Annotated in this window: 31 protein-coding genes and 2 tRNA genes; 9 read left to right on the top strand and 24 right to left on the bottom strand. The window is 64.7% G+C overall.

From position 1 onward, the window contains the following. Nucleotides 1–514: 514 nt before the first annotated feature. Nucleotides 515–1,180: an HNH endonuclease gene (locus AC5P7R_RS10560; RefSeq protein WP_019660544.1), complete on the top strand. Its 666-nt coding sequence runs from the start codon at nt 515–517 to the stop codon at nt 1,178–1,180. Nucleotides 1,181–1,285: 105 nt separating this feature from the next. Further along, complete coding sequence (gene dxs, locus AC5P7R_RS10555; RefSeq protein WP_032953273.1) at nt 1,286–3,193, top strand: 1-deoxy-D-xylulose-5-phosphate synthase; 1,908 nt, start codon at nt 1,286–1,288, stop codon at nt 3,191–3,193. A 143-nt stretch (nt 3,194–3,336) separates the two neighbouring features. Here dxs and AC5P7R_RS10550 read toward each other — a convergent pair whose 3' ends face one another. The 3 genes from AC5P7R_RS10550 to AC5P7R_RS10540 form a co-directional block, all read right to left on the bottom strand. Then, nucleotides 3,337–3,540 carry a hypothetical protein gene (locus AC5P7R_RS10550; RefSeq protein WP_005417823.1) on the bottom strand — a complete coding sequence of 68 codons (204 nt, stop codon included), beginning with the start codon at nt 3,538–3,540 and terminating at the stop codon, nt 3,337–3,339. 168 nt (nt 3,541–3,708) lie between these two features. Further along, complete coding sequence (locus AC5P7R_RS10545) at nt 3,709–4,272, bottom strand: DUF3011 domain-containing protein (protein WP_346469268.1); 564 nt, start codon at nt 4,270–4,272, stop codon at nt 3,709–3,711. Nucleotides 4,273–4,405: 133 nt separating this feature from the next. Next, nucleotides 4,406–4,612: a hypothetical protein gene (locus AC5P7R_RS10540; protein WP_021202175.1), complete on the bottom strand. Its 207-nt coding sequence runs from the start codon at nt 4,610–4,612 to the stop codon at nt 4,406–4,408. Between the two features lie 400 nt (nt 4,613–5,012). On the opposite strand from AC5P7R_RS10540, the gene AC5P7R_RS10535 reads away from it, so the two are divergent. The 4 genes from AC5P7R_RS10535 to AC5P7R_RS10520 all read left to right on the top strand — a co-directional run bounded on the left by AC5P7R_RS10535 (nt 5,013) and on the right by AC5P7R_RS10520 (nt 6,325). Further along, on the top strand, nt 5,013–5,297 hold the full coding sequence (locus tag AC5P7R_RS10535) for a hypothetical protein (RefSeq protein WP_005410420.1): 285 nt from the start codon (nt 5,013–5,015) through the stop codon (nt 5,295–5,297). Between the two features lie 12 nt (nt 5,298–5,309). Then, complete coding sequence (locus AC5P7R_RS10530) at nt 5,310–5,543, top strand: DUF1653 domain-containing protein (protein ID WP_021202177.1); 234 nt, start codon at nt 5,310–5,312, stop codon at nt 5,541–5,543. A 246-nt stretch (nt 5,544–5,789) separates the two neighbouring features. Continuing rightward, nucleotides 5,790–5,996 (top strand): hypothetical protein, encoded by a 207-nt coding sequence (locus AC5P7R_RS10525; protein ID WP_227853529.1) that lies wholly within the window; start codon nt 5,790–5,792, stop codon nt 5,994–5,996. Then, nucleotides 5,993–6,325 carry an SMR family transporter gene (locus tag AC5P7R_RS10520; protein ID WP_227853528.1) on the top strand — a complete coding sequence of 111 codons (333 nt, stop codon included), beginning with the start codon at nt 5,993–5,995 and terminating at the stop codon, nt 6,323–6,325. The genes AC5P7R_RS10525 and AC5P7R_RS10520 overlap by 4 nt, the downstream gene beginning before the upstream one ends. Nucleotides 6,326–6,347: 22 nt before the next feature. Here the strand turns inward: AC5P7R_RS10520 and AC5P7R_RS10515 are convergent, their stop codons facing one another. The 5 genes from AC5P7R_RS10515 to AC5P7R_RS10495 form a co-directional block, all read right to left on the bottom strand. Next, entirely contained in the window at nt 6,348–6,521 is a 174-nt protein-coding gene (locus AC5P7R_RS10515) for a DUF1328 domain-containing protein (protein WP_021202178.1), read from the bottom strand. Nucleotides 6,522–6,615: 94 nt separating this feature from the next. Further along, entirely contained in the window at nt 6,616–7,257 is a 642-nt protein-coding gene (locus AC5P7R_RS10510; protein ID WP_019660553.1) for a LysE family translocator, read from the bottom strand. A 98-nt stretch (nt 7,258–7,355) separates the two neighbouring features. Continuing rightward, complete coding sequence (locus tag AC5P7R_RS10505) at nt 7,356–7,964, bottom strand: ATP-dependent Clp protease proteolytic subunit (RefSeq protein WP_111102443.1); 609 nt, start codon at nt 7,962–7,964, stop codon at nt 7,356–7,358. Nucleotides 7,965–8,001: 37 nt separating this feature from the next. Beyond that, nucleotides 8,002–8,352, bottom strand: a complete 351-nt coding sequence (locus AC5P7R_RS10500; protein ID WP_227853527.1) for an SRPBCC family protein — start codon at nt 8,350–8,352, stop codon at nt 8,002–8,004. Continuing rightward, nucleotides 8,352–8,663: an ArsR/SmtB family transcription factor gene (locus tag AC5P7R_RS10495; protein ID WP_021202181.1), complete on the bottom strand. Its 312-nt coding sequence runs from the start codon at nt 8,661–8,663 to the stop codon at nt 8,352–8,354. Before AC5P7R_RS10495 ends, AC5P7R_RS10500 begins: the two co-directional genes overlap by 1 nt. A gap of 86 nt (nt 8,664–8,749) precedes the next feature. Here AC5P7R_RS10495 and AC5P7R_RS10490 point away from each other — a divergent pair, with 86 nt between their 5' ends. Next, a complete protein-coding gene (locus AC5P7R_RS10490; protein ID WP_026347077.1) occupies nt 8,750–9,442 on the top strand; it encodes an aspartate/glutamate racemase family protein in 693 nt (230 codons plus the stop codon). Nucleotides 9,443–9,466: 24 nt separating this feature from the next. Here the strand turns inward: AC5P7R_RS10490 and AC5P7R_RS10485 are convergent, their stop codons facing one another. Next, the gene (locus tag AC5P7R_RS10485; RefSeq protein ID WP_019660558.1) at nt 9,467–9,862 is read right to left on the bottom strand and encodes a hypothetical protein; all 396 of its coding nucleotides are present in this window, start codon (nt 9,860–9,862) and stop codon (nt 9,467–9,469) included. 243 nt (nt 9,863–10,105) lie between these two features. Between AC5P7R_RS10485 and AC5P7R_RS10480 the strand changes: the two genes are divergently transcribed. Together AC5P7R_RS10480 and AC5P7R_RS10475 are read left to right on the top strand one after the other, a co-directional pair. Then, entirely contained in the window at nt 10,106–10,615 is a 510-nt protein-coding gene (locus tag AC5P7R_RS10480; RefSeq protein ID WP_111102445.1) for a DUF3011 domain-containing protein, read from the top strand. An 85-nt stretch (nt 10,616–10,700) separates the two neighbouring features. After that, entirely contained in the window at nt 10,701–11,150 is a 450-nt protein-coding gene (locus AC5P7R_RS10475; RefSeq protein ID WP_021202183.1) for a GNAT family N-acetyltransferase, read from the top strand. On the opposite strand, the gene AC5P7R_RS10470 is transcribed toward AC5P7R_RS10475, so the two are convergent. The 15 genes from AC5P7R_RS10470 to thrS all read right to left on the bottom strand — a co-directional run bounded on the left by AC5P7R_RS10470 (nt 11,129) and on the right by thrS (nt 21,779). Then, nucleotides 11,129–11,470, bottom strand: coding sequence for a low molecular weight protein tyrosine phosphatase family protein (locus AC5P7R_RS10470; RefSeq protein ID WP_021202184.1), 342 nt, complete (start codon nt 11,468–11,470; stop codon nt 11,129–11,131). The genes AC5P7R_RS10475 and AC5P7R_RS10470 overlap by 22 nt on opposite strands. Then, a complete protein-coding gene (locus AC5P7R_RS10465) occupies nt 11,467–11,667 on the bottom strand; it encodes a hypothetical protein (RefSeq protein WP_021202185.1) in 201 nt (66 codons plus the stop codon). The genes AC5P7R_RS10470 and AC5P7R_RS10465 overlap by 4 nt, the downstream gene beginning before the upstream one ends. A 118-nt stretch (nt 11,668–11,785) precedes the next feature. Then, nucleotides 11,786–11,855, bottom strand: a tRNA-OTHER gene (locus AC5P7R_RS10460). 229 nt (nt 11,856–12,084) lie between these two features. Then, entirely contained in the window at nt 12,085–12,384 is a 300-nt protein-coding gene (locus AC5P7R_RS10455; protein ID WP_456115567.1) for a M35 family metallo-endopeptidase, read from the bottom strand. Nucleotides 12,385–12,412: 28 nt separating this feature from the next. After that, nucleotides 12,413–12,649: a hypothetical protein gene (locus tag AC5P7R_RS10450; protein WP_227853525.1), complete on the bottom strand. Its 237-nt coding sequence runs from the start codon at nt 12,647–12,649 to the stop codon at nt 12,413–12,415. Between the two features lie 38 nt (nt 12,650–12,687). Further along, entirely contained in the window at nt 12,688–13,329 is a 642-nt protein-coding gene (locus AC5P7R_RS10445; RefSeq protein ID WP_495213839.1) for a hypothetical protein, read from the bottom strand. Nucleotides 13,330–13,935: 606 nt separating this feature from the next. Beyond that, nucleotides 13,936–14,012: transfer RNA gene (locus AC5P7R_RS10440), tRNA-Pro, on the bottom strand. A 68-nt stretch (nt 14,013–14,080) separates the two neighbouring features. Next, nucleotides 14,081–14,437 (bottom strand): MerR family transcriptional regulator, encoded by a 357-nt coding sequence (locus tag AC5P7R_RS10435; RefSeq protein WP_005410431.1) that lies wholly within the window; start codon nt 14,435–14,437, stop codon nt 14,081–14,083. Next, complete coding sequence (locus tag AC5P7R_RS10430; RefSeq protein ID WP_005410432.1) at nt 14,418–14,717, bottom strand: integration host factor subunit alpha; 300 nt, start codon at nt 14,715–14,717, stop codon at nt 14,418–14,420. The genes AC5P7R_RS10435 and AC5P7R_RS10430 overlap by 20 nt, the downstream gene beginning before the upstream one ends. A gap of 27 nt (nt 14,718–14,744) precedes the next feature. Then, on the bottom strand, nt 14,745–17,141 hold the full coding sequence (gene pheT / locus AC5P7R_RS10425; protein WP_227852691.1) for a phenylalanine--tRNA ligase subunit beta: 2,397 nt from the start codon (nt 17,139–17,141) through the stop codon (nt 14,745–14,747). A gap of 121 nt (nt 17,142–17,262) precedes the next feature. Further along, nucleotides 17,263–18,258 (bottom strand): phenylalanine--tRNA ligase subunit alpha, encoded by a 996-nt coding sequence (gene pheS / locus AC5P7R_RS10420; RefSeq protein ID WP_207049019.1) that lies wholly within the window; start codon nt 18,256–18,258, stop codon nt 17,263–17,265. Nucleotides 18,259–18,451: 193 nt separating this feature from the next. After that, nucleotides 18,452–18,811, bottom strand: a complete 360-nt coding sequence (gene rplT, locus AC5P7R_RS10415; protein ID WP_005410435.1) for a 50S ribosomal protein L20 — start codon at nt 18,809–18,811, stop codon at nt 18,452–18,454. An 11-nt stretch (nt 18,812–18,822) separates the two neighbouring features. Beyond that, entirely contained in the window at nt 18,823–19,020 is a 198-nt protein-coding gene (gene rpmI / locus AC5P7R_RS10410; RefSeq protein ID WP_005410436.1) for a 50S ribosomal protein L35, read from the bottom strand. A 266-nt stretch (nt 19,021–19,286) separates the two neighbouring features. Then, a complete protein-coding gene (gene infC / locus AC5P7R_RS10405) occupies nt 19,287–19,829 on the bottom strand; it encodes a translation initiation factor IF-3 (RefSeq protein ID WP_019660568.1) in 543 nt (180 codons plus the stop codon). A 48-nt stretch (nt 19,830–19,877) separates the two neighbouring features. After that, complete coding sequence (thrS, locus tag AC5P7R_RS10400) at nt 19,878–21,779, bottom strand: threonine--tRNA ligase (RefSeq protein WP_495213838.1); 1,902 nt, start codon at nt 21,777–21,779, stop codon at nt 19,878–19,880. Nucleotides 21,780–22,499: the final 720 nt, after the last annotated feature.

The following is a 22,499-nucleotide window of genomic DNA, read 5'->3' as shown; positions in this document are numbered from 1 at the left end:
GCGGGGCGGTGTGGGCTGGCAGGACACGCCGTAAACCCCGCTCCGCGGTCCGGCCCAGCCGCTGGCGGCTGGGCGTTCGGGCGCTTGCGAAGCAGTGCTTCGCAAGCAAAGCGCCCTCACCCCTGGGGGCTCGATGGCGCCTTGCTCGTGTGCGCTGTCCTGCGCACACGGCAAGACCGGGGTTGGGGCGTCCTGCCCAACCCGCCCGAGGCATGCCTCGGGCCCATGGCGCCAACGGTCCTGCCAACCCACACCGCCCCGCCTCTGACAGTTCCCCGCGATCTGAAATCCACGCCACGCGTGGATGAAAGCCACCGAAATCCCTCTGGGGAAAAGCCCCCCCTTGTTAAGGGGGGCGCGCCGATGGCGCAGGGGATAGGAGGAATGCGTGGGCATCCCAACCCGCCATCGGCGGGCTGGAATGCGGAATGCGCGGACCTGAATCTTGCGATTTGGGTTTCGCCCACAGGGCGATACCCAAATCGCAATGATTCAGGTATAAGCTGTTCTCCCGATGGAGACAGACACTACACGCTTGGGTCTGATCGAAGCCGGAGCTCCCCTTTCTGCTCCGGGCGCCGAAGCATCGCCCAACGCCACGACGCTGCATCGCCCCGGTTCGGTCCGGCTGCTCTCGCTTGATGCCCACGGACGCGTACTGGACTGGATCACCTGGCAGGACGCAGCCTGCCTCTACGCCCGCGAAGCGGTTGCCTGGACGCTGGGCGATCCCTGCCTGCACATCCACGGCGGTACCAACCGCTTCAGCGGCCTGCAGAGCGGCATGGACCTGCACCCGATCATTGCCGCCCGCGGCCACGCCCGCTCCCGCGCGATCGATCCGACACCGAACCTGACCAACCCGGCCCTGTTCGCCCGCGACGCCCATCTGTGCATGTACTGCGGCCAGCAGTTCAACCGCCCCACGCTCACCCGCGACCACGTCGTGCCGCTGTCCAAGGGCGGCCTGGACTGCTGGGAAAACGTGGTCACCGCCTGCTTCCACTGCAATTCGCGCAAGAGCGACCGCACCCCGCAGCAGGCCGGCATGCCCCTGCTGGCAGTCCCCTACCGGCCCAGCTGGATCGAGCACCTGATCCTGTCCAACCGCAACATCCTGGCCGACCAGATGGCCTTCCTGAAGGCGCAATTGCCCAAGCGGTCGAAACTGAGCACCTGAACGCCCGAAAATGCAACCCTCACCGTCCTGTCACGGGCGGCGGCGTTTGCTTGCCCCACCCCCGTTTGAGGGCGAAAATGGGCGTTCAGAAAAAGTGCGAACATGATGATCGACTCTGCCCGCTATCCCCGCCTCGCGCGCATCCAGACTCCGGATGACCTTCGCACGTTCGACGAATCCGAATTGAGGGCGGTCGCCGACGAACTGCGCGCCTACCTCATCGAATCGGTGGGCAAGAGCGGCGGCCACTTCGCCGCCGGCCTGGGCGTGATCGAACTCACCGTGGCCCTGCACTACCTCTACCAGACTCCGGTCGATCAGCTGGTCTGGGACGTGGGTCACCAGACCTACCCGCACAAGATCCTGACTGGCCGCCGCGACGAGATCCATACCGTCAAGCAGAAGGACGGCGTCGCGCCGTTCCCGAAGCGCGAGGAAAGCGAGTACGACACCTTCGGCGTCGGCCACTCCTCGACCTCGATCTCGGCGGCACTGGGCATGGCCATCGCCCGCCAGTCCGAAGGCGACGACCGCAAGATCGTGGCCGTGATCGGTGACGGCGCGATGACCGCCGGCATGGCGTTCGAAGCACTGATGCATGCCGGCGGCATGGAGCCGGAACCGAACCTGCTGGTGATCCTCAACGACAACAACATGTCGATCTCCGAGGCGGTCGGCGGCCTGACCAAGATGCTCGGCCGTGCTACCGGCAGCCGCACGCTCAATGCGCTGCGCGAAGGCGGCAAGAAGATCCTCGGTGACAAGAAGAACAACCCGGCGCGCTTCGTGAAGCGCTGGGAAGAACACTGGAAGGGCATGTTCGTGCCGTCCACGATGTTCGAGGAAATGGGTTTCCACTACACCGGCCCGATCGACGGCCACGACATGCCCGCCCTGCTGTCCACGCTGAAGACGCTGCGCGCCTCCAAGGGCCCGAAGCTGCTGCACGTGATGACGACAAAGGGCAAGGGCTACGAGCCGGCTGAAGGCGATCAGATCGGCTACCACGCGGTGGGTCCGTTCGATCCGGACAAGGGCCTGGTGGCCAAGGCCGGTGCCAAGAAGCCGACCTACACCGATGTGTTCAGCGACTGGCTGTGCGATGCCGCCGCCGCCGAACCGCGCCTGTACGGCATCACCCCCGCGATGCGCGAAGGCTCCGGCCTGGTGCGTTTCAGCAAGGAATACCCGCAGCGCTACTTCGACGTGGCCATTGCCGAACAGCACGCGGTCACCCTCGCCGCCGGCATGGCGACCCAGGGGGGCAAGCCGGTGGTGGCGATCTACTCGACCTTCCTGCAGCGCGCGTACGACCAGTTGGTGCATGACGTGGCCATCCAGGACCTGGATGTGCTGTTCGCGATCGACCGCGCCGGCGTGGTCGGCCCGGACGGCGCGACCCATGCCGGCAACCTCGACCTGAGCTTCCTGCGTTGCGTGCCGAACATGGTGGTGATGGCCCCCTCCAACGAAGCAGAATGCCGGCAGATGCTCAGCACCGGCCTGCAGCACCCCGGCCCGGCAGCCGTGCGTTATCCGCGTGGCACCGGCACCGGCGTGGCTGCCGGCACCGACCTGTCCACCCTGCCGATCGGCAAGGGCGAGCTGCGCCTGCAGGGCAGCCGCATCGCCCTGCTGGCCTTCGGCAGCACGGTGGCCGCCGCCGAGCAGGTCGGCCGCGAACTGGGCCTGAGCGTGGTCAACATGCGTTTCATCAAGCCGCTGGACCGCGAGCTGTTGCTGGCTGTGGCCGCCCAGCACGAGGGCCTGGTGACGATCGAAGACAACGTGGTGGCCGGTGGCGCCGGCTCCGGCGTCGGTGAGCTGCTCAATGCCGAAGGCGTGCTGCGCCCGATCCTGCACCTGGGCCTGCCCGACAGCTACCAGCACCACGCCAGCCGTGAAGACCTGCTGGCCGAAGCCGGTATCGATGCCGCGGGCATCCGCGCGGCGGTACTCAAGCGCTGGCCGCAGCTGGCCGCCGGCACACCGCCGCTCAGCGCGGCCGGCTGAGGCCGATTGCCAATTCGTGGATCCACGCATGGCGTGGATCTACTGCGGAACAGAGGCGCAGACCCACGCCAGATGCAAAGTAGATCGACGCCATGCGTGGATAGCGGGGTCCCAGAACCGGATCTGGCCGGAAGCCACAACCCTCAGCCGTAGCTGACCGCTTCCACGAAGGCGCCGCTGGCTTCCACCCGCACCGCAGCGCGCTGCCCGGTGTCGACGAAGTGGAGACGTGCAAGGGTCTCGGCGAAATCATAGGCTCTGGCACCGTCGCGGAACTCGATCGGTTCGGGCCGGTCCGGGTGCAGCACGCGCCATTGGCGTTGCTCGCATTGCAGGCGGATCAACATGCAGCTCACTCCTTGAGGCAGCGTATCGACGGTGGCGGGATGGGCGTGCCGGTTACGGCAGACGTCATCGCGACGGATCAGGGGCACGCAGGGGTGCCCTGATTCGCAGAAGATACGACGTTCAAAATGTGAGCTGTATCAGATTATTCTGATTTTCGAGGGGCGCGCTCAATTCACCTGGAACTGCGCCCGGCAGCCGTCGCTGACCCAGATGCCACGGCGGTCCCAGCCCCAGGTCTGGCCTTCGATGCAGGCACTGCGTGAATCCTGGCGGACCAGGCGCACGCCACGGCGGATGCGGGCATCGCAGTATTCCTGGCGGTGACCGTTGGAATGGCAGGTGATCACCTCGCCCCCGCCCCAGCCATTGCCACCATTGCCCCAGCCGTTGCCATGGCCACCACCCCAGCCACCGCCGCGGCGGTACTCGCCGACGAACTCGGCACGGCAGCCCTGGGTGACCCAGACGCCGTAGCGCGATTGCCCCCAGGTCTCGCCTTCCACGCACGGCGAGCCGGACAACTGGCGGATCATCCGGGCACGGCCTTCCAGGCGGCATTCATTGCTGCGGTTCTTGATCGATTCGCAGCGTACGATGCCGCCGCCGTCGCGACCGCCATAGCGATCGTCGTCATAACCGTAGCCATAGCTCTGCGCCTGCGCGCCGCCTGCGGCGGCCAACATCGGCAGCAGCGTGCAGGCCAGGGCGCGCCAGGTGAGTGCCTTGCCCATCGGAATCTCCACATGAATACGATGGCGCAAGCATCCGGGATTCGCGGCCCGACGGACAGGGGGCGCCCCCAAGGCGGTTCTTTCCCCATTCAAACAGCTCAACCGTGGCTGACTGCACCTCGGCCGGATGGTGTCAACGTCCGAAGTGGAGTGCGTCCACGGAATTGCCAAGCGCCTCGACCCGTACCGTGCTGCACTGGCCGGTGCGGCGGTGGTGCTCCTGGGCCCGCGCTGCGGCGACATCGAAGGCCTCGGCGCCCCGTGCATAACGGGTTGCGTCATGCGCCTGCGGGTCCAGTACGGACCAGTGCCGGGCATTGCATTGAACGGTAATGACCATTGGAGACTCCTGCGGAATGGGTCAAGCCGGCGACGGAAGGCCCTGAGCACCGGTACCCCAGCAGGCTAGCGATCGCCTCCGGGATGGCCCATCAGATTTGTACGAAAATGCCGCGCCGCGCTGTCAGGGCCCCCGCCATCACATCCCTGAGGCCGTTTAGTGAGTCCCCTTTCGTGACCCTTGTCACGGAGTTGGCGGAGCTTCACACTACCGTCACCAACAGGGGCCCCTTCCACATGCGCACCTTCTTCTCGCAGCAGCGTTGGACGCTGCTGAAGTTCTACTTCGTGGCCAGCTACCTCGTGCTGATCGAGGAACTGATCCGCGCCGCCATGCACTGAGCGCTTGCTGCAGGGCTATTTGCGGCAGACACTGTCGCTTTAGGCACGGAGCCCGCCCGATGAAAGCGCTTCTTCTGATTCCAGCCCTGCTGGTGCTGTCCGCCTGTGCCAACCAGCATCAGGCCGCTGCGCGTGCCGATACGGCGGCCACTTCGCCTGCCACGCCGAAGGTCGGTGGCGACCGCGATGCCCACGGTTGCATCGGTTCGGCCGGCTACCAGTGGTGCGAGCACAGCCAGCGTTGCGAACGTCCGTGGGAACTGGCGCAGGCACAGGGTCTGGCCAACACCGCCGAAGCCATCGATGCCTACTGCGCGAAGCCGGCCAGCCCGGCGCGCAAGTGAGTCGCGCCGCCCATGGCCGAGCTGAGTCCGCTACCCACCCTGGCCCCGGGCCGCTACCGCCACTTCAAGGGCGGCGAGTACGAAGTGCTCGACATCGTCCGCAGCAGTGAGACCCTGCAGCCGATGGTGCTGTACCGCGCGCTGTATGGCGAAGGTGGCCTGTGGGTACGCCCGTACACCATGTTCGTCGAGCAGGTGCCGGGCGAGCACGGACCGCAACCGCGTTTCGCCCGCATCGACGCATGATGGCTCCGCTGCCGGCCTTGGCCGGCAGCGCGCGGCAACGCGGTGGGCCTGCGCTACAGTCGTACCGTCCAGTCGGTTTCTTCCCGCCACGCCGGTATCCGCTCCTGTTCGCGCTGCAAGGCAGCCGACCGCGTGCGCCAATCACTGCTGCGGGCCACCATCGAAGTAGCCTGCCGTAATGGCTTGGCTGCTGGTGGATGAAGCCACCGGCGCGCTGATCGGCGATTTCGAAGCGCGGGCAACCCGATGGAACCAGCGCTGCCTGCGCTTGACGTCCTGGAAGCGTGCGATGCTGGCCGAATCCTGGCGACGCCAACGGTACGCGGCGCGCTGCACGCTGCCAATGGCTTCTGGGCCACGGCCTACCCGCTGGACGCGCAGGAACGTGCCAGCGCATTGACCATGGCCGAACAGGCGCTGAAACTGAGCGCAATGAGCTGGAGCGGTCAATGAATTCCTATCTCTACCTTGCCGCTGCCATCGTGCTGGAAGTGATTGCCACATCACTGCTGAAGGCGTCCGACAGCATGAGCCGGCTGGCGCCGACACTGGGCGCACTGGTCGGCTATGGACTGTGCTTCTACCTGTTGTCGATGACCATGAAGTCGATCCCGACCGGCATCGCCTACGCGATCTGGTCCGGCGTCGGCATCGTGCTGATCTCGCTGATCGGGCTGGTGGTGTTCAAGCAGCGCCTGGATGCACCCGCGCTGATCGGCATCGGCCTGATCTGCGCCGGTGTACTCGTGATCAACCTGTTTTCGCGCAGCAGCGCGCACTGAGCACGCTGCTGCGCGATCAACGCTAGCTGACCTTCTTGGCCACGGTCATGCCGAGCAGGAACAGCACCACGGCGATGATGATGCCGGCCCAGAACAGGAACTTGGCGATGCCGACCGAGGCACCGGCGATGCCACCGAAGCCGAGCACGCCTGCGATCACACCGATGATGGCGAAGATGATGGCCCACTTGATCATGTCAAACCTTTCCCTGCGGGGACTGCGTACTGGATGATCAGGCTAGGCCGTCACCGATGCGGCAGTCGTGAACAGGCCGCGTGCGCGGCGTGAATCAGCGCGGACGAAAGCGCAGCAGCGCGACGGCAAACGCCAGGAACACGCTACCGACCAACCGCTCGAACCAGCGTCGCGCAAAGGGTTCGGCCAGCCAGCGGCGCAGGCCATGGCCACCGGCTGCATACATCACGTACCAGAACAGTTCGCAAGCGGCGAAGGTGGCCACCAGCACGCTGTACTGAAACGCCTGGCCACGTGACGGGTCAACGAACTGCGGCAGGAACGCCGCCGCGAACAGCAGCAGCTTGGGATTGCTCAGGCCCACCAGAAGGCCACCACGGAACACGGTCCAGGCACCAAGCGTCGGCATCATCGGCAGTGCGGCATCCACCGTCACCGTAGGCGCGGGACGACAGCTGTCGCGCCATGCCTTCAGGCCCAGCCAGGCCAGGTAGGCCACGCCCAGATAGCGCAGCACTTCGAACAGCATCGGCGAGGAATGAAGCAATGCGCTCAGGCCAGCAGCGGACGCGGCCAGCACCAGCAGCATCGCCAGCAGGCAGCCGGCCATCGCCGGTACACTGCCGCGGAAGCCGAGTCCGACGCTGCGGCCGAGGATATGCAGCATGTTCGGCCCCGGCGTGCCACACAGAACGAACACCGTGGCGAGGAACCACCACCAGGTATGCAGGGCCATGGCGCACATCCACTTCAGAAGACCGTACCAGCATAGAGTGCGTCTGCAACGCGCGGCACATACAGCACAGCGTGGATGTGGTGGTTACAGAGGCAGGCTCAGGCCGCGTGCGCGTCGCGCCGTACCAGTACCTGGTCGATCAGGCCCCATTCGCATGCCTGCTCGGCACTCATGAAACGATCGCGGTCCAGGGTCTGCTCGACCTCCTCGACACTGCGTCCGCAATGCTGCGCATACAGCCGGGTGATGCGCTGCTTGGTGCGCTGCATTTCCTCGGCGTGGATGAAGATGTCCGAAGCCTGGCCCTGTACCCCGCCCAGCGGCTGGTGCACGTGCAGGCTGGCATTGGCCAACGCCGCGCGGTGACCCGGCTCGCCGGCCATCAGCAGGAACGACCCCATCGACCGCGCGGTGCCCATGCACAGCGTATGCACCGGAGCAGAGATGTATTGCATCGTGTCGTACATCGCCAAGCCGCTGGAAATGACTCCGCCTGGCGAGTTGATGTACAGATGGATCGGCTTCTCCGGGTTTTCCGATTCCAGGAACAGCAGTTGCGCGCAGACCAGCGCCGATACGGTGTCATCGACTTCGCCGTTGAGAAAGATGATGCGCTCGCGCAGCAGCCGCGAGTAGATGTCATAGGAACGCTCGCCGCGCTCGCTGCGTTCCACCACCATCGGTACCAGCTGCATCCTGTCCCGCATGTGCCTGCTCCCTATAGCGTTCGATCCAAGCGCTGGTTCAAGCCGCGCGCATCACCGTGCGATGCTCATCGTTGGAAGCCGGCCGGATCAGAGAACGCCGGTCAGTGAGCCGATGCACGATGGTCAGCACCGTCCCTCCACCCTCATCCGCGCGCAGCCGGAAACACACCAGACTGTGCAGATGTGGGGGCTGCGCATCGCGCAAGCGGAAGCCCAGCTCCCGTCCCTCCTCGCAGAGGTAGGGCTGCGGGTCGGCAAGATCGGCTGCGGGCAACCAGCGCTCACGCAGCGCCGGGTCCAACAGTGCGCGCCAGACCCGTTCCGGTGGCGCTGGCAGCCACTGCTCCATCACCAACGCAGGAGCCGCTTCGTTCAGAACGTCGTCCATCAATCCATCTCCTTCAGCAGATCCTGCAAGGCATCCATACGCGCGGGCCAGTAGGCCCGGTAGCGCTGCAGCCAGTTGCCGATGTGGGCCAGTCCGCGCGGATCGACCTCGTAGTAGACGAAGCGGCCTTGGCGCTGTTCGCTCACCAGCCCGGCATCGCGCAGCACCGCCAGGTGCTGGGACATCGCAGACTGGCTGATCGCCATGCCCTCGCGCAGCGCGCTGGCATGCTGCCCGCCCTCGGCCAGCTTTTCGAAGATGTGGCGGCGGGTGGGGTCGGCCAGCGCTTTGAAGAGGGCGTTCTCGATCATGACCAATACATTAGCAATCACTAATGTGTAGTGCAACTCCCGCATCGGCTGTGCTGCAATGACGGCTCCCCGGCATGGAGCTGTGCATGAAGACCCTTGGCCTGATCGGCGGCATGAGCTGGGAAAGCTCGGCGCAGTATTACCGGCTCATCAACGAGGACGTGCGGCAGCGCCTCGGTGGCGCACATTCGGCGCAGCTGCTGCTGTGGTCGGTGGACTTCGCCCCGATCAAGCAGCTGCAGCACGACGGCGACTGGGATGCACTGGGCGACCACATGGTCGAGGCCGCACGGCGCCTGCAGGCCGGTGGTGCCGAACTGCTGCTGGTCTGCACCAACACCATGCACCAACTGGCCGACCGCATCGAGGCGGCCTGCCCACTGCCACTGCTGCATATCGCCGACCCCACCGCCCAGGCCATCGTGCAGGCAGGGGCGCGAAAGGTGGGCCTGCTCGGCACCGCCTTCACCATGGAGCAGGACTTCTACCGCGGCCGGCTGCAGGATCGCTTCGGATTGGAGGTCCTGGTTCCCGAAGCCGATGATCGTCGCAGCGTGCACGACATCATCTACCAGGAACTGATCGCCGGCGTGGTCAGCGAACACTCACGACAGGTCTACGCCGGCGTGATCGAGAGACTGGTCGCGCGCGGCGCCGAGGCCATCATCCTCGGCTGTACCGAGATCATGCTGCTGGTACGGCCGGAGGACAGCACAGTGCCGCTGTTCGATACCACTGCACTGCATGCGCGGGCCGCCGTGGACGCGGCGCTGGCGTGAATCAAAGCGCGCCGGAACGCGGAATCAGTCCGCGCCCTGCACTTCCAGCGCGGTGATCAGCCATTCGACCACCGCCTGGGAATCGCACAGGAAGAAGATGGCATCGCCGGAGCGCGCTTCGGTAAGCAGGCGATAGACCGTGATCGCCACCGCCGACTGGTTGGCGATGAACACTTCCGGGCTGCGCGGCCCTTCGCTGTGGCCAGCAACCGCGTGCAGCGCCTTGCGTGCGGCCACGGTCGCAACCGGGTCCGCGCTGCGGGTCAGTTCCGGCCCGCGCAGGCCCCAGGCAGTGAACACGTGCTTGCCCTTGAACGTGGTGTCCAGGACCCGCACCTCGGCGCCGCCTGCGTCGGCCGAGCGATGAATGACGGTACTGCTGATCAACGCAACCCCCTGTGGTCGTCGTGGTCCGCGCATCCTCCCGCACAGGCCGCCCGCACACCAGTGACGGCAGCCACAGGCTGCGCCGACAGGCGTGGAAGACATGTAAGAAGGTGTAAACCGATGCGATCGGATGTGCAGCGATGATACGGGATGTAAGCCTCTGCTTGGGCCCGTGCGCACTACTAAATCCTTACTGAGCCACTTCCGGAACGATGCGTTCCGACGGCCCCGTGCTGGGTCATTCTTGCCGCCCGAATCCCCCGCTCGAGGCTCCCCATGACCCTTCGCCCGCTGCTGCCGATCACCGGTGCCGTCCTTGCCCTGCTGCTGGCCGCCACCGCCGTGGCCGCCCAGGACCACGACACTGATCACATTCCAGCGCTGCGCTGCGAATCCCAGTTCAACAAGACCGAGCAATGCCCCATTGAGGGCCCGATGCGCCTGGCCAGGCAACTGTCGGTCACCCGCTGCGTGGAGAACCAGAACTGGGGCCAGAGCCGCCGCACGTTATGGGTGACCGACGGCTGCCGCGCCGAGTTCGTCGCCGATGGATACGGGCGCTGGCCGGGACGTGGCCGCGGCCGTGACCGCGACAACGAGGGTGAACGCCTGGTCTGCGAGTCCTACGAGAACAAGGACAAGGAGTGCCGCATCCGCGTCCGCCACGAGGTGCGGCTGGTCAAGCAGAAATCGGTGACGACCTGCATCGAGGACCGCAACTGGGGCTGGGACCGTCGCGGCGTGTGGGTCAGCGACGGCTGTCGTGCCGAGTTCCGGGTGTATTGACTGCCTGCCACGCGCTGGCTGTGGCGCATGCGCGGACACGGCCGACGTGATCGATAGACTGGGCGCAACCAGCCCAGGAGCTTCGATGGTGCCGCCCGATCCTTCCTCGACGACGCTGCATATCCGCGAGGCAACGCCCGCCGACGTTCCCGCGTTGATCGCGCTCGACAGCGTTGCGGCCCACGATCCGCGGCGCGCACGGCAGATCAGCGACTGGCAGGCCAGCGGTGGCATGCACGTGGCCGAACGGTCCGGCCAGCTGGCCGGTTACCTGGTCATCCATCGTCACTTCTTCGGCGAAGCCTTCGCCGAGATGCTCATGGTGGCGCGCGAACAACGCAGACAGGACGCCGGCGCCGCCCTGCTGCGCCATGCCATCGCGCTGCAGGGGCAAGGCAAGCTGTTTACTTCGACGAATGCATCCAACACCAGCATGCAATGCCTGCTCGCCGCCTCGGGTTTCATCGAAAGTGGCATCGTGCATGGATTGGACGAAGGCGATCCGGAACTGATCTACTGCTTTGCCGGCAGCTGATCGAGATACACGGCCACCTTGGCGTCCAGCAGGTCCATCAACAGCGGATCCATGCAGCGATAGTCGTCGGGGATGTCCAGGCAATGCAGGCGCTTGTGTTCCAGCAGTCGCGCGTACGTGGCCTGCAGGCGATGCTGGTGCTTGGCCTCCATCGCGAAGATGACATCGGCCCAGCGGATATCCGCCGGGCCGATGGGGCGTCGTGCGTGCGGGCTGGTACCGGCCGACAGCGCGTTGAAGCCGGGCCGCCGTCGCCACATGGCTTCGGCGGTCGGGCTGCGCAGCTGGTTGCGGCTGCAGACGAACAGCAGGTTGATCATTCCTGTTCCTGCAGTTGGCGGGCGCTGAGGACCGGATAGGTGAAGCCCAGCTGGCGTGCGCGCGCGAGCTTGGCATCGCGCGTATACAGCAGCTTCCAGTTCTTCTCGGGCTTGTAGCTGTAGGCGGTCGTGGCGCGGTCGCCACCATGGTTGCGGGCCTGGCTGCGACGCCAGGCACGGTTTCTTGCAGATTCCATGATGTGTTCTCGTGAGTACCGGGTTCAGCAGCCGCGGTAGTACGAGTGGCGCGCAGCATACACCGCACGCACAAAAAAAACCCACGCATCGCTGCGCGGGCTTCTTGATTCATCACAGTGGTCGGGACGGCCGGATTCGAACCGACGACCCTCTGTCCCCAGGCATCATCACTGGTTGCCCCATCCCGTTGATCTATAAGGGTTTCAGGCCTGCACCGGGCCTCCCAGAAGTGCCGATTGAGGCCCAATTCAATCAATTACTTCCGCGCTGATAGGGTTGCAGCCACCGGGACTAAACATGGCTCCGCATCTGCTGCGGCCCTGCCCTCATCTACGCCCTACGGGCGTCGCTCGGACGGAGCTTGGTCACCGGCGGCGGCTTGGCGGGCTCCAATGACCGCACCCTCCTGCCTCGGACTATTCCGGCGGAGAAAAACCGTGTGCTTGACCCAAAACGAAAAACTTGTACGCGTTCGGGAATCGAACAGCGCCTGGATGTGAGCTGGCCGCCAACTCTAGTGCGTACGAAAGAGATGAGACATTCTTGCCGGGGACCGGCGGATGCCGCAGCGCCATGCCCTTGTCGTCAGTAAAATGAGTGAACTCGTGGACCATCGTGCCAACCTTTGAGGGTTCACCAATGTGATTGGCGGGCAGCATAGATAGGGACCAAAATACAGGGCATGCGTGAATTACGTATGGAGCACCTGACTGCACATAAGCAATGGTGTCTGCCGGCACTTCGTCAGCATTGCACCGGCAGGAGAGGGACACCGGCGGCTTCGGGGGTCACTCCGTCTCCCGAAATTCTCCAGATGATCGCCATCAAAGTGCTATCAACCAGCGCATCATCTTCGTTGACATCTTCACCGGCAACGACGTTGACGTCCGGGCCATGCTCCCCGAAATAGCGCGTATAGTGAACTGAGGGGCTGAACCTCAGCCACAACTCAGTTTCAGATGTTGTATGGACCTCAGTCATCTGCTGGAGCTGGCTCAGCGCATTTCCTGCACCAATCGTTACCCCAGCCAATACACTCTGAAAAATTGCACTTTTTTGGCCGAAGGCGGGGTGCCGGCCGGATCGACACATGCCACAGGTTCAAGAAACTCCCCCGCCCGGGCTTGCTTCATTGTTCTTCCAGTAACGGGTACAACAACCGTGCGGGGTGCGGGATACGCACTTTGCCACTTGCCTGATTGCCGCTTTATGGGCCCAGCTTCCGCATTCCTGCCGTCGGCGGTGCGATAGGAAATCGGGGCTCGCAAGCCAATGGTGTAACCCAGCCCTGGCGACAGACTATAGCCACTTGCAAGATTTATATCTAGGCTGAAACTGCCGCCAGGAGGTATGGACAAAGAACTCGGAGTTTCGGAGAGCGTATCCCTCATTATCCCGAAGAACTGGACTTCGCGCCCATCCTGCTGTTTCACTATGAAGGGATCATCCAACAACATTTTGCGAGCATTGAGCGTCGGCAGAGAAGACTCAGCGACTACCGCAACCTGGTCACCGACATTCGAGAGCTTCAACGCGATTGAAGTTTCTCCCAGGTCGCCCTTCAGCGGAACTATTTCGACTTGTAGCCGAGCGTCGGCCATCGCAACATTGCTGCTACAAAGCGCGATGAACAGCATTGCCACTTTAACGGGTGATTTCATTCCGCCACCCGCCTTCTTCCATGATTCAAGATGCGTTATTAACATACAGATCAGCATTTTCCAACCCGAACCTCAGCCATCGATCTGTAGGACTTCCCCGAACCGCAGATTAAATTTTCGAACCGCCATAAGAATCACGTTTTTGCAGGCACTGACCTCCAGGATCTTTTGCTACCGCGCCTACGCCACTGTGCCGAGCTCGGCCATCATCGCAAAGGCCATCGCCGGCGAGACCGTTGGACTTCAGTGAAGCGTCGAAGAACTACGCCTTTCGCCTGGCAATCGAGCGCATCAGCGGAGAGCCGCGAGTTCCAGGACGTCCGCGAGTCAATCAGCTTGGATCGGCATGCATCAGGTGTCACTCCAGGAGATCCGCAGGCTTGGCGGTGCTCTTCCACACAACCGTCGAGGTTGGTCGGAAGAACAAGTGCAGCACCTTCTCACACACAGCTCGCCGGCGATGACCGAGGTGTATCTGGAAGGCCACGAAAGGCCGTGGACCGAGATCAACACGGGCATCCTCGCCATTCGATAGGGTGACGATAGGGTGCACAACGAAGAAGGGCCTGCACCGTATGGCGCAAGCCCTTGTTCTATCGCTGCTTTTGGTCGGGACGGCCGGATTCGAACCGACGACCCTCTGCCCCCCAGGCAGATGCGCTACCAGGCTGCGCTACGCCCCGACTGATGCTGCGATGTGCCCGCCAGTGCGGCGGGCCGTGAAGTATAGCGGATTACGATGGAAATGGGATCAGCGGCGCAACAACTGCAGCACTTCTTCCAGTTCCATGCGCACCTGCTTGATGATCTGGTTGCTCAGCGCCGATTCCTCGCGGGCATCGGGGCCGTCCAGACGCAGGCGTGCACCACCGATGGTGTAGCCCTGTTCGTACAGCAGGCTGCGGATCTGCCGGACCATCAGCACGTCGTGGCGCTGGTAGTAGCGGCGGTTGCCTCGGCGCTTGGCCGGCTCAAGGCTGGGAAACTCGGTTTCCCAGTAGCGCAGGACGTGCGGCTTGACGTCGCACAGCTCGCTGACTTCACCGATGGTGAAGTAGCGCTTGGCCGGAATCGGCGGTAGTTCGCGGTTACTGCCCGGATCCAGCATAAGCTTCCACCCTCTCCTTGAGCTTCTGGCCCGGACGGAAGGTGACCACCGTACGGGCGGAAATCGGAATTTCCTCGCCGGTCTTGGGGTTGCGACCCGGGCGCTGGTTCTTGCGCCGCAGATCGAAATTACCGAAGCCCGACAGCTTCACCTGACGTCCCTGTTCCAATGCTTCACGCAGCACATCGAAAAACGCGTCGACGAATTCCTTGGCTTCCCGCTTGTTCAGACCGACTTCGTCGAACAGCTTTTCCGCCATCTCCGCCTTGGTCAATGCCATTGCCTGCTACCCCCGAGTGCTGCCCGCTCAGCCGCGGATCCGGGCGTGGTGTTCACGCTCGATGGCAGTGACCGCCTCGGCCACCACCGCTTCCACGTCGCGGTCCGTCAGAGTGCGCGACTTGTCCTGCAAAATCAAGCCCATAGCGAGACTCTTGAATCCCGGCTCGACGCCCTGGCCGACATAGCGGTCGAACAGGTTCAGGTCGCGCAGCAACGGGCCGGCGACCTGGCGGACGGTCGCCGCCAGATCGGCCCAGGCCACCTGTTCAGGCACCAGGAATGCCAGGTCGCGGCGCACCGCCGGGAAGCGCGACAGTTCGCCGGCACGCGGCAGGCGGCGGGCGGTCAGCGGTTCCAGGTCCAGTTCGAAGGCGTAGACGTCGGCTTCGATGTCCATCGCCCTGGCCAGGCGCGGGTGAACCTGGCCGATCCAGCCGATCGCCACGCCATCGCGCAACACCTCGGCCGAACGCGCCGGGTGGCCGTAGGCGCGGGTGGACGGACGGAACTCCAGCTGCGCGCCACTGGCGGCCGCCAGCGATTCGAGGTCACCCTTCAGGTCATGGAAATCGACCTTGCGGGTCGGCAGACCCCACTGCACCGCCTGCGCATCACCGCAGACCGCAGCGGCCACGCGCGGGGTTTCCAGCGGTGCCGGCTGGCTTTCGCCAAGCGACGCATCTCCGGCCTGCTGGGCGAACACCCGACCCAGCTCGAACAGGCGCACGCGGCCGAGCTGGCGAGCGGCATTGCGGCCCAGGGTGGCAACCAGGCCCGGCAGCAGCGACGGGCGCATCACCGCCAGTTCGGCCGACAGCGGGTTGGCCAGCGGCACCAGGGCGTCGCGCAGCTGCCACTGGGCCAGCAGTGCGTCGTCGACGAAGGCGAAATTGACGGTTTCCTGCAGGTCGCGGGCGATCAGCTGGCGGCGCACGCTCAGCGCGTCCAGCTGGGTCTCGCTCGGCATCGCCACGCGCGAGGCACCGCCCGGCAGCGTGGTCGGGATCTGCTCGTAACCGTGGATGCGGGCCAGTTCTTCGATCAGGTCCTCTTCGATGGCGATATCGAAGCGGCGGCTCGGCGCGGTGACCTGCCAGCCGTCGGCGGTGGCGGCCACGTCCATGCCCAGCGCACGCAGGATGCGCTCGACTTCGGCATCGTCAATGGTGATGCCAAGCACGCGGGTGATGCGCGTGCGGCGCAGCACGATCGTGGCCGGCTGCGGCAGATCGGCCTCGCGCACAGCTTCGGTGACCGGCGCCGGGGTACCGCCGGCCAGGTCCAGCACCAGGCGGGTGGCGTACTCGATCGCGGTACGCGGCAGTGCCGGATCGACACCGCGCTCGAAGCGGTGGCCGGCATCGGTGTGCAGGCCCAGCTTGCGGCCACGGCCCATGATCGCGGCCGGCGCGAAGTGCGCGGCCTCCAGGAACACGGCGGTGGTCGCGTCGGTGACACGGGTGTCGAAGCCGCCCATCAGGCCGGCCAGGCCGACCGCACGATCGGCGTCGGTGACCACCAGGAAGCTGTCGTCCAGCGCGGCATCGCGGCCGTCCAGCAGCTTCAGCGTCTCGCCCGCGCGCGAACGGCGCACGGCAATGCTGCCCTGCAGGGTGGCCAGGTCGTAGGCATGCATCGGCTGGCCCAGTTCCAGCATCACGTACTGGGTGATGTCGACCAGCAGCGAGACCGGGCGCACGCCACTGCGGCGCAGGCGCTCGGCCATCCACAGTGGGGTCTTGGCGGCAGCGTTGACGCCCTCGATCACACGGCCCAGATAACGCGGCGCTTCGGCGCCAGCGTCGAGCTGGATGGCCAGCTCACGGCTGCCGGCAGCCGGAATGGCGTCGGCGGCGAAATCCAGCACTTCACTGCGGGTAGCGGCGGCGACGTCGTAGGCGATGCCGCGCAGGCTGAAGCAGTCGGCGCGGTTCGGGGTCAGCTTGATTTCGATACTGGCGTCCGGCAGGCCCAGGTACTCGACCAGGGCCTGGCCGACCGGGGCGTCATCGGGCAGTTCCAGCAGTCCGGAGGCATCGTTGTCCAGGCCCAGCTCCTTGGCCGAGCACAGCATGCCGTTGGACTCGACGCCACGCAGCTTGGCCGGCTTGATCTTCAGCTCGCCGATCTGCGCACCGACCATCGCCAGTGGCGCGACCAGGCCCGCGCGGGCGTTCGGCGCACCGCAGACGATCTGCAGCAGCTCGCCCTGCCCGGCATCGACCTTGCACACCTGCAGGCGATCGGCTTCCGGGTGGCGCGCGGCCTCGACGATGCGTGCCACGACCACGTGATCGAGGCCTTCGCCCAGCGCGGATACTTCTTCCACTTCCAGGCCGATGGCGGTCAGCACCGCGCTCAGCTCATCGCGCGAGGCGGAGGTCGGGACGTGGCTGCGCAGCCAGTTTTCGGAGAATTTCATGGTGTCACCCTGGTGGGAGGCGTGCCTCCCGTTGCGGTTTTTGTGGTCGCCCAGCGCATGCGCAAGGAGGCGTCCATCCAGAAAGGCAGCCGAGCATGGCCCGGCTCTACACGGTTGCGGCTTACGCGAACTGTTTCAGGAACCGCACGTCGTTCTCGAAGAACGCGCGCAGGTCATTGACGCCGTAGCGCAGCATCGCGAAACGCTCCACGCCCATGCCGAAGGCAAAGCCGGTGTAACGCTCCGGATCGATGCCGACATTGCGCAGCACGTTCGGATGCACCATGCCGCAGCCGAGCACTTCCAGCCAGCGGGTCGTGCCATCGGGCTGCTGCCAGGCGATGTCCACTTCCGCACCCGGTTCGACGAACGGGAAGTAGCTGGGACGGAAGCGCATCTCGAAATCGCGCTCGAAGAACGCGCGCACGAATTCCGCCAGCGTGCCCTTCAGGTCGGCGAAGGTCGAGTGCTCGTCCACCAGCAGGCCTTCGACCTGATGGAACATCGGCGAATGGGTCTGGTCGCTGTCGCTGCGGTACACCTTGCCGGCAGCGATCATGCGCAGCGGCGGCGCGTGGTCGCCCATGTAGCGCACCTGCACACCGGAGGTATGCGTGCGCAGCAGGCGGCCGTCGCCGAAGTAGAAGGTGTCGTGCATGGCGCGCGCCGGGTGGTGCGGCGGAAAATTCAGCGCCTCGAAATTGTGCCAGTCATCCTCGATCTCCGGCCCTTCCGACAGCTCGTAGCCCAGCCGGCCGAAAATACCGGTGATGCGTTCCAGGGTACGGGTGATCGGATGCAGGCCAGCACGGTCGCCATTGCGGCCCGGCAGGGTGATGTCGATGGCTTCGGCAGCCAGCCGCGCGTCCAGTGCGGCGTCTTCCAGCAGCGCCTTGCGCTCGGCCAGCGCACGGGTCAGTGTGTCGCGGGCCTGGTTGATCGCTTCACCGGCGGCCTTGCGCTCCTCGGCCGGCAGGGTACCGAGCTGCTTGAGCTGCGAGGTGATGCTGCCGCTCTTGCCAAGCAGGGCCACGCGCAGCTGTTCCAGCACGTCAGGGCTCTGTGCGGCGGCCACATCGGCCAGCGCCTGGGTGGTGAGGGATTGGATGTCGCTCATGGGGGGCCGGAACTCCAGTCGATCTGCCATCGCGATGCGCGAAGGGCCGACCCCTGTCGCCACCGCCGTCCCCGCGCTGCCGCTGTGGCCGCACCGGGACCCAAAAAAGAATGGGGAAGGACTTGCGCCCTTCCCCATGCATTGCCTTGACCTGACACCGTTCCGAGTGAACGGTTACGGCATCGGGAAGGACTTATGCCGCCAGCGCGCCCTTGGCCTTTTCGGCCAGCGCGGCAAAACCGGCTGCGTCGTGCACGGCGATGTCAGCCAGGACCTTGCGATCCAGGGTGATGCCGGCCTTCAGCAGGCCGTTCATGAAGCGGCTGTAGCTCAGGCCGTTGATGCGGGCAGCCGCATTGATGCGGGTGATCCACAGCGAACGGAAGTTGCGCTTCTTCTGCTTACGGCCGATGTAGGCGTACTGCTGTGCCTTGATGACCGCCTGCTTGGCAACGCGGAAGACCTTGCGACGGGCGTTGTAGTAGCCCTTGGCGAGATCCAGAATCTTCTTGTGGCGGCGACGCGCCTGTACGCCACGCTTAACTCGTGCCATTTTTCAGTTCCTCAGAGGTAAGGGAGCATGCGGTCCAGACGGCCTGCGTCTTCTGCACGGACATGGCCCGTCTGACGCAGATTACGCTTACGCTTGGTCGCTTTCTTCGTGAGGATGTGGCTACGGTTGGCGTGGCCGCACTTGTACTTGCCCGAGGCGGTCTTGCGGAAACGCTTGGCCGCTGCCCGGTTGGTCTTGATCTTGGGCATTGCAATGTCCTTGATGGGATTTGACCCTGGTTTCTGACTGATCTGGCGGCGGTCTGGGCCGCTCTTTCCGTCCTGCCATGATCGGCGTACGACCCGTCCTGGGTGGGTCGAGCCGGGCATGATACAGGCAAAACGGCCCTGCCACCAGCCCCTGCTCGCCTTTCATCCGCAACCCGCCGGCCCGCCACAAAAGCAAAGGGACGCCAGCGGCGCCCCCTTACCCTGAACCATTCAGCCAGGCGCCCCGAAAGGCAGGCCGTCAGGCCTCAGGTCTTCTTCTTCGGCGCGATCATCATGACCATCTGACGCCCTTCCAGGCGCGGACGGGATTCAATGACGATGTCCTCGCCCAGATCGGCCTCGATCCGGTTGGCCATTTCGCGGCCCAGCTCCTGGTGGCTCATTTCACGGCCACGGAAGCGGATGTTGACCTTGATCTTGTCACCATCTTCGAGGAACCCGCGCATCTTGCGCAGCTTGATCTGGTAGTCGCCCTCGTCCGTGACCGGACGGAACTTCACTTCCTTGATCTCGACCTGCTTGGTCTTCTTCTTGGCCTCGCTGGCCTTCTTCTGCGCTTCGAACTTGAACTTGCCGAAGTCCATGATCTTGCAGACCGGCGGATCGGCCTGCGGCTGGATTTCGACCAGGTCCAGGCCTTCATCTTCGGCCATGGACAGCGCTTCGTCGCGCGACAACACGCCGATCATTTCTCCGTCACTGCCGATCACGCGGACGCGCGGCACACGGATTTCCTGATTCTTGCGGTTCTGTTTGTTGTCAGGGGTGCTGATATTACGTTCTCCCAAGGGTATCGAACCGGCCCGGGTGCCTGTGCCCCCGGACCGGACCTTTGCTTACGCGCCCTCGGCGTGGAGCCGCTCGATGAAGGCCTGCAGGCTCATGCTGCCCAGGTCTTCGCCAGAACGCGTACGCACCGCCACAGCCCCATTTTCCTTCTCGCGGTCACCGATGACCAGCAGGTAGGGCACGCGCTGCAACGTATGCTCGCGGATTTTATAGCCGATCTTCTCGTTACGCAAATCCGAGCTGACGCGGAAGCCTTGCTCCGCAAGGGTTTTGGTCACGCCCGAGACATAGTCGGCCTGGGCGTCGGTGATGTTGGCCACCACCACCTGGGTCGGCGCCAGCCAGGCCGGGAACTGGCCGGCATGGTGTTCGATCAGGATGCCCAGGAAACGCTCCATCGAGCCGACGATGGCCCGGTGCAGCATCACCGGGTGCTTCTTCTGGCTGTTCTCGTCCACGTACTCGGCGCCCAGGCGGCCGGGCATCATGAAGTCGACCTGCATCGTGCCCAGCTGCCAGGTACGGCCGATGGCATCCTTCAGGTGGTACTCGATCTTCGGGCCGTAGAAGGCGCCCTCGCCCGGCAGCTCCTGCCATTCCACGCCACAGGCGGTCAGTGCCGAGCGCAGCGCGCCTTCGGCCTTGTCCCAGGTGGCGTCGTCACCCAGGCGCGATTCCGGGCGCAGCGCGATCTTGATCTGGATCTCGTCGAAGCCGAAGTGCTGGTAGACCGCCAGCGCCTGCTGGTGGAAGGCAGTCACTTCCGACTCGATCTGGTTTTCCGTGCAGAACACGTGGCCGTCGTCCTGGGTGAAGCCACGCACGCGCAGGATGCCGTGCAGCGCGCCGGACGGCTCGTTGCGGTGGCACGACCCGAACTCGCCGTAGCGGATCGGCAGGTCGCGGTAGCTGTGCAGGCCCTGGTTGAACACCTGGATGTGGCCCGGGCAGTTCATCGGCTTGACCGCGTAAGTGCGTTTCTCCGATTCGGTGAAGAACATGTTGTCCTGGTAGTTGTCCCAGTGGCCGGACTTCTTCCACAGGCTCACGTCCAGAATCTGCGGGCAACGCACTTCGCCATAGCCACTGTTGCGGTAGACCTTGCGCATGTACTGCTCCACCACCTGCCACAGCGCCCAGCCCTTCGGGTGCCAGAACACCAGGCCCGGGGCTTCTTCCTGCAGGTGGAACAGGTCCTGCTGCTTGCCGATGCGGCGGTGGTCGCGCATTTCGGCTTCTTCGATGCGCTTGATGTACGCCTCCAGCTGCTTCTTGTCGGCCCAGGCGGTGCCGTAGATGCGCTGCAGCTGCTCGTTCTGCGCGTCACCGCGCCAGTAGGCGCCGGAGATGCGGGTCAGCTTGAAGGCCTTCAGGAAGCGCGTGTTCGGCACGTGCGGGCCGCGGCACATGTCCACGTATTCCTGGTGGTAGTACATGCCCATCGCCTGGATGTCGTCGGCCATGTCCTCGATCAGGCGCAGCTTGTAGTCCTCGCCACGGGCCTTGAAGATCTCGATCACTTCGGCGCGCGGCGTCATCTTCTTGATGACGTCGTAGTCCTGGGCGATCAGTTCACCCATGCGCTTCTCGATCGCGGCCATGTCGTCCGGGGTGAACGGGCGCTCGGAATAGATGTCGTAGTAGAAGCCTTCGGCGATCACCGGACCGATCACCATCTTCACATCCGGGTACAGCTGCTTGACGGCGTGGCCGACCAGGTGGGCGCAGGAGTGGCGGATGATCTCCACGCCCTCCTCGTCCTTGGCGGTGATGATGCGCAGGCTGGCGTCGTGGTCGATGACGTCGGTGGCATCGACCAGCACGCCATCCACGGCACCGGCGATGGTGGCCTTGGCCAGGCCGGCGCCGATCGACTGGGCAACCTCCATGACGCTCACAGGGTTTTCGAATTCGCGGCGGCTGCCGTCGGGAAGGGTAATGTTGATCATCGCAGTGGCTTCGTGCGGGGCCCGCCGGGCGGGCTGGAAAGCGTTCCCGGGCCGTTGCCCGGGCAATAAAAAAGCGCCGCGAGGGCGCCTGGAACGCAGGGCCTTCGGGGGCAGGTCAACAGTGGGCGGTGGTAGTGCTCATGTCGCACGCTCGGCCGGCGCTGGGCGCGGGCCACCTTGTTCCAGTCAGGGGTTCTGCGATGATCTTAAACCAGCGCACCGGAAAGCCCAAGGGCCACCGTACGGCCCGCTGAATGAGCCGCGCTGGCGGCGTGAAAACGCAATGATTACCATGTGCGCGCAGCCCGCCCCGTGCCAGCCTGCCCGCTTTCCCCCAGGACCTCGTGTGTAGGCGGACGCGAGGTTTGCGAAATGCGGACACTTGGTTTGAGGTCAGCGTAAACGGGCGAAACCGGGCTTAGAACGCTCTTCAATCCGCCATTGAAAAGGGGGCGCAGGGGTCATCCTGACCGCCCGCAACCCTTATCGCAGCCTTCGCGACGCAGAGCCGTATCCTGACGCCATGCCGCTGCCCCGGGACTTTTACTGGACAAGACGCTCTGCCAGCCGGACAGAAGATCCGCTGACGGTGATTGCATGCAAAGGTGAATGGGTCGTTGCCATGTTCCAGCGGGTGAACGACGGCATGTGGATAGCCTCCCTAGACCGCCATCGGAACGGACCAGGCGGACCCTCGCGGGTGTGCAGCAGCTACGAGCA

Source organism: Stenotrophomonas sp. YJH_SMC_27 (genome assembly GCF_059369815.1).
Note: the sequence above shows the minus strand (reverse complement) of the source record. Positions and strands in the feature narration are given on the sequence as shown.

Excerpts from the sequence above, each read along its gene's own strand:
- AC5P7R_RS10560 (WP_019660544.1), top strand. The coding sequence starts at position 515 with ATGGAGACAGACACTACACGCTTGGGTCTGATCGAAGCCGGAGCTCCC.
- dxs (WP_032953273.1), top strand. The coding sequence starts at position 1,286 with ATGATCGACTCTGCCCGCTATCCCCGCCTCGCGCGCATCCAGACTCCG.
- AC5P7R_RS10550 (WP_005417823.1), bottom strand. The coding sequence starts at position 3,540 with ATGTTGATCCGCCTGCAATGCGAGCAACGCCAATGGCGCGTGCTGCAC.
- AC5P7R_RS10545 (WP_346469268.1), bottom strand. The coding sequence starts at position 4,272 with ATGGGCAAGGCACTCACCTGGCGCGCCCTGGCCTGCACGCTGCTGCCG.
- AC5P7R_RS10540 (WP_021202175.1), bottom strand. The coding sequence starts at position 4,612 with ATGGTCATTACCGTTCAATGCAATGCCCGGCACTGGTCCGTACTGGAC.
- AC5P7R_RS10535 (WP_005410420.1), top strand. The coding sequence starts at position 5,013 with ATGAAAGCGCTTCTTCTGATTCCAGCCCTGCTGGTGCTGTCCGCCTGT.
- AC5P7R_RS10530 (WP_021202177.1), top strand. The coding sequence starts at position 5,310 with ATGGCCGAGCTGAGTCCGCTACCCACCCTGGCCCCGGGCCGCTACCGC.
- AC5P7R_RS10525 (WP_227853529.1), top strand. The coding sequence starts at position 5,790 with ATGGAACCAGCGCTGCCTGCGCTTGACGTCCTGGAAGCGTGCGATGCT.
- AC5P7R_RS10520 (WP_227853528.1), top strand. The coding sequence starts at position 5,993 with ATGAATTCCTATCTCTACCTTGCCGCTGCCATCGTGCTGGAAGTGATT.
- AC5P7R_RS10515 (WP_021202178.1), bottom strand. The coding sequence starts at position 6,521 with ATGATCAAGTGGGCCATCATCTTCGCCATCATCGGTGTGATCGCAGGC.
- AC5P7R_RS10510 (WP_019660553.1), bottom strand. The coding sequence starts at position 7,257 with ATGGCCCTGCATACCTGGTGGTGGTTCCTCGCCACGGTGTTCGTTCTG.
- AC5P7R_RS10505 (WP_111102443.1), bottom strand. The coding sequence starts at position 7,964 with ATGCGGGACAGGATGCAGCTGGTACCGATGGTGGTGGAACGCAGCGAG.
- AC5P7R_RS10500 (WP_227853527.1), bottom strand. The coding sequence starts at position 8,352 with ATGGACGACGTTCTGAACGAAGCGGCTCCTGCGTTGGTGATGGAGCAG.
- AC5P7R_RS10495 (WP_021202181.1), bottom strand. The coding sequence starts at position 8,663 with ATGATCGAGAACGCCCTCTTCAAAGCGCTGGCCGACCCCACCCGCCGC.
- AC5P7R_RS10490 (WP_026347077.1), top strand. The coding sequence starts at position 8,750 with ATGAAGACCCTTGGCCTGATCGGCGGCATGAGCTGGGAAAGCTCGGCG.
- AC5P7R_RS10485 (WP_019660558.1), bottom strand. The coding sequence starts at position 9,862 with ATGCGCGGACCACGACGACCACAGGGGGTTGCGTTGATCAGCAGTACC.
- AC5P7R_RS10480 (WP_111102445.1), top strand. The coding sequence starts at position 10,106 with ATGACCCTTCGCCCGCTGCTGCCGATCACCGGTGCCGTCCTTGCCCTG.
- AC5P7R_RS10475 (WP_021202183.1), top strand. The coding sequence starts at position 10,701 with ATGGTGCCGCCCGATCCTTCCTCGACGACGCTGCATATCCGCGAGGCA.
- AC5P7R_RS10470 (WP_021202184.1), bottom strand. The coding sequence starts at position 11,470 with ATGATCAACCTGCTGTTCGTCTGCAGCCGCAACCAGCTGCGCAGCCCG.
- AC5P7R_RS10465 (WP_021202185.1), bottom strand. The coding sequence starts at position 11,667 with ATGGAATCTGCAAGAAACCGTGCCTGGCGTCGCAGCCAGGCCCGCAAC.
- AC5P7R_RS10450 (WP_227853525.1), bottom strand. The coding sequence starts at position 12,649 with ATGACTGAGGTCCATACAACATCTGAAACTGAGTTGTGGCTGAGGTTC.
- AC5P7R_RS10445 (WP_495213839.1), bottom strand. The coding sequence starts at position 13,329 with ATGAAATCACCCGTTAAAGTGGCAATGCTGTTCATCGCGCTTTGTAGC.
- AC5P7R_RS10435 (WP_005410431.1), bottom strand. The coding sequence starts at position 14,437 with ATGCTGGATCCGGGCAGTAACCGCGAACTACCGCCGATTCCGGCCAAG.
- AC5P7R_RS10430 (WP_005410432.1), bottom strand. The coding sequence starts at position 14,717 with ATGGCATTGACCAAGGCGGAGATGGCGGAAAAGCTGTTCGACGAAGTC.
- pheT (WP_227852691.1), bottom strand. The coding sequence starts at position 17,141 with ATGAAATTCTCCGAAAACTGGCTGCGCAGCCACGTCCCGACCTCCGCC.
- pheS (WP_207049019.1), bottom strand. The coding sequence starts at position 18,258 with ATGAGCGACATCCAATCCCTCACCACCCAGGCGCTGGCCGATGTGGCC.
- rplT (WP_005410435.1), bottom strand. The coding sequence starts at position 18,811 with ATGGCACGAGTTAAGCGTGGCGTACAGGCGCGTCGCCGCCACAAGAAG.
- rpmI (WP_005410436.1), bottom strand. The coding sequence starts at position 19,020 with ATGCCCAAGATCAAGACCAACCGGGCAGCGGCCAAGCGTTTCCGCAAG.
- thrS (WP_495213838.1), bottom strand. The coding sequence starts at position 21,779 with ATGATCAACATTACCCTTCCCGACGGCAGCCGCCGCGAATTCGAAAAC.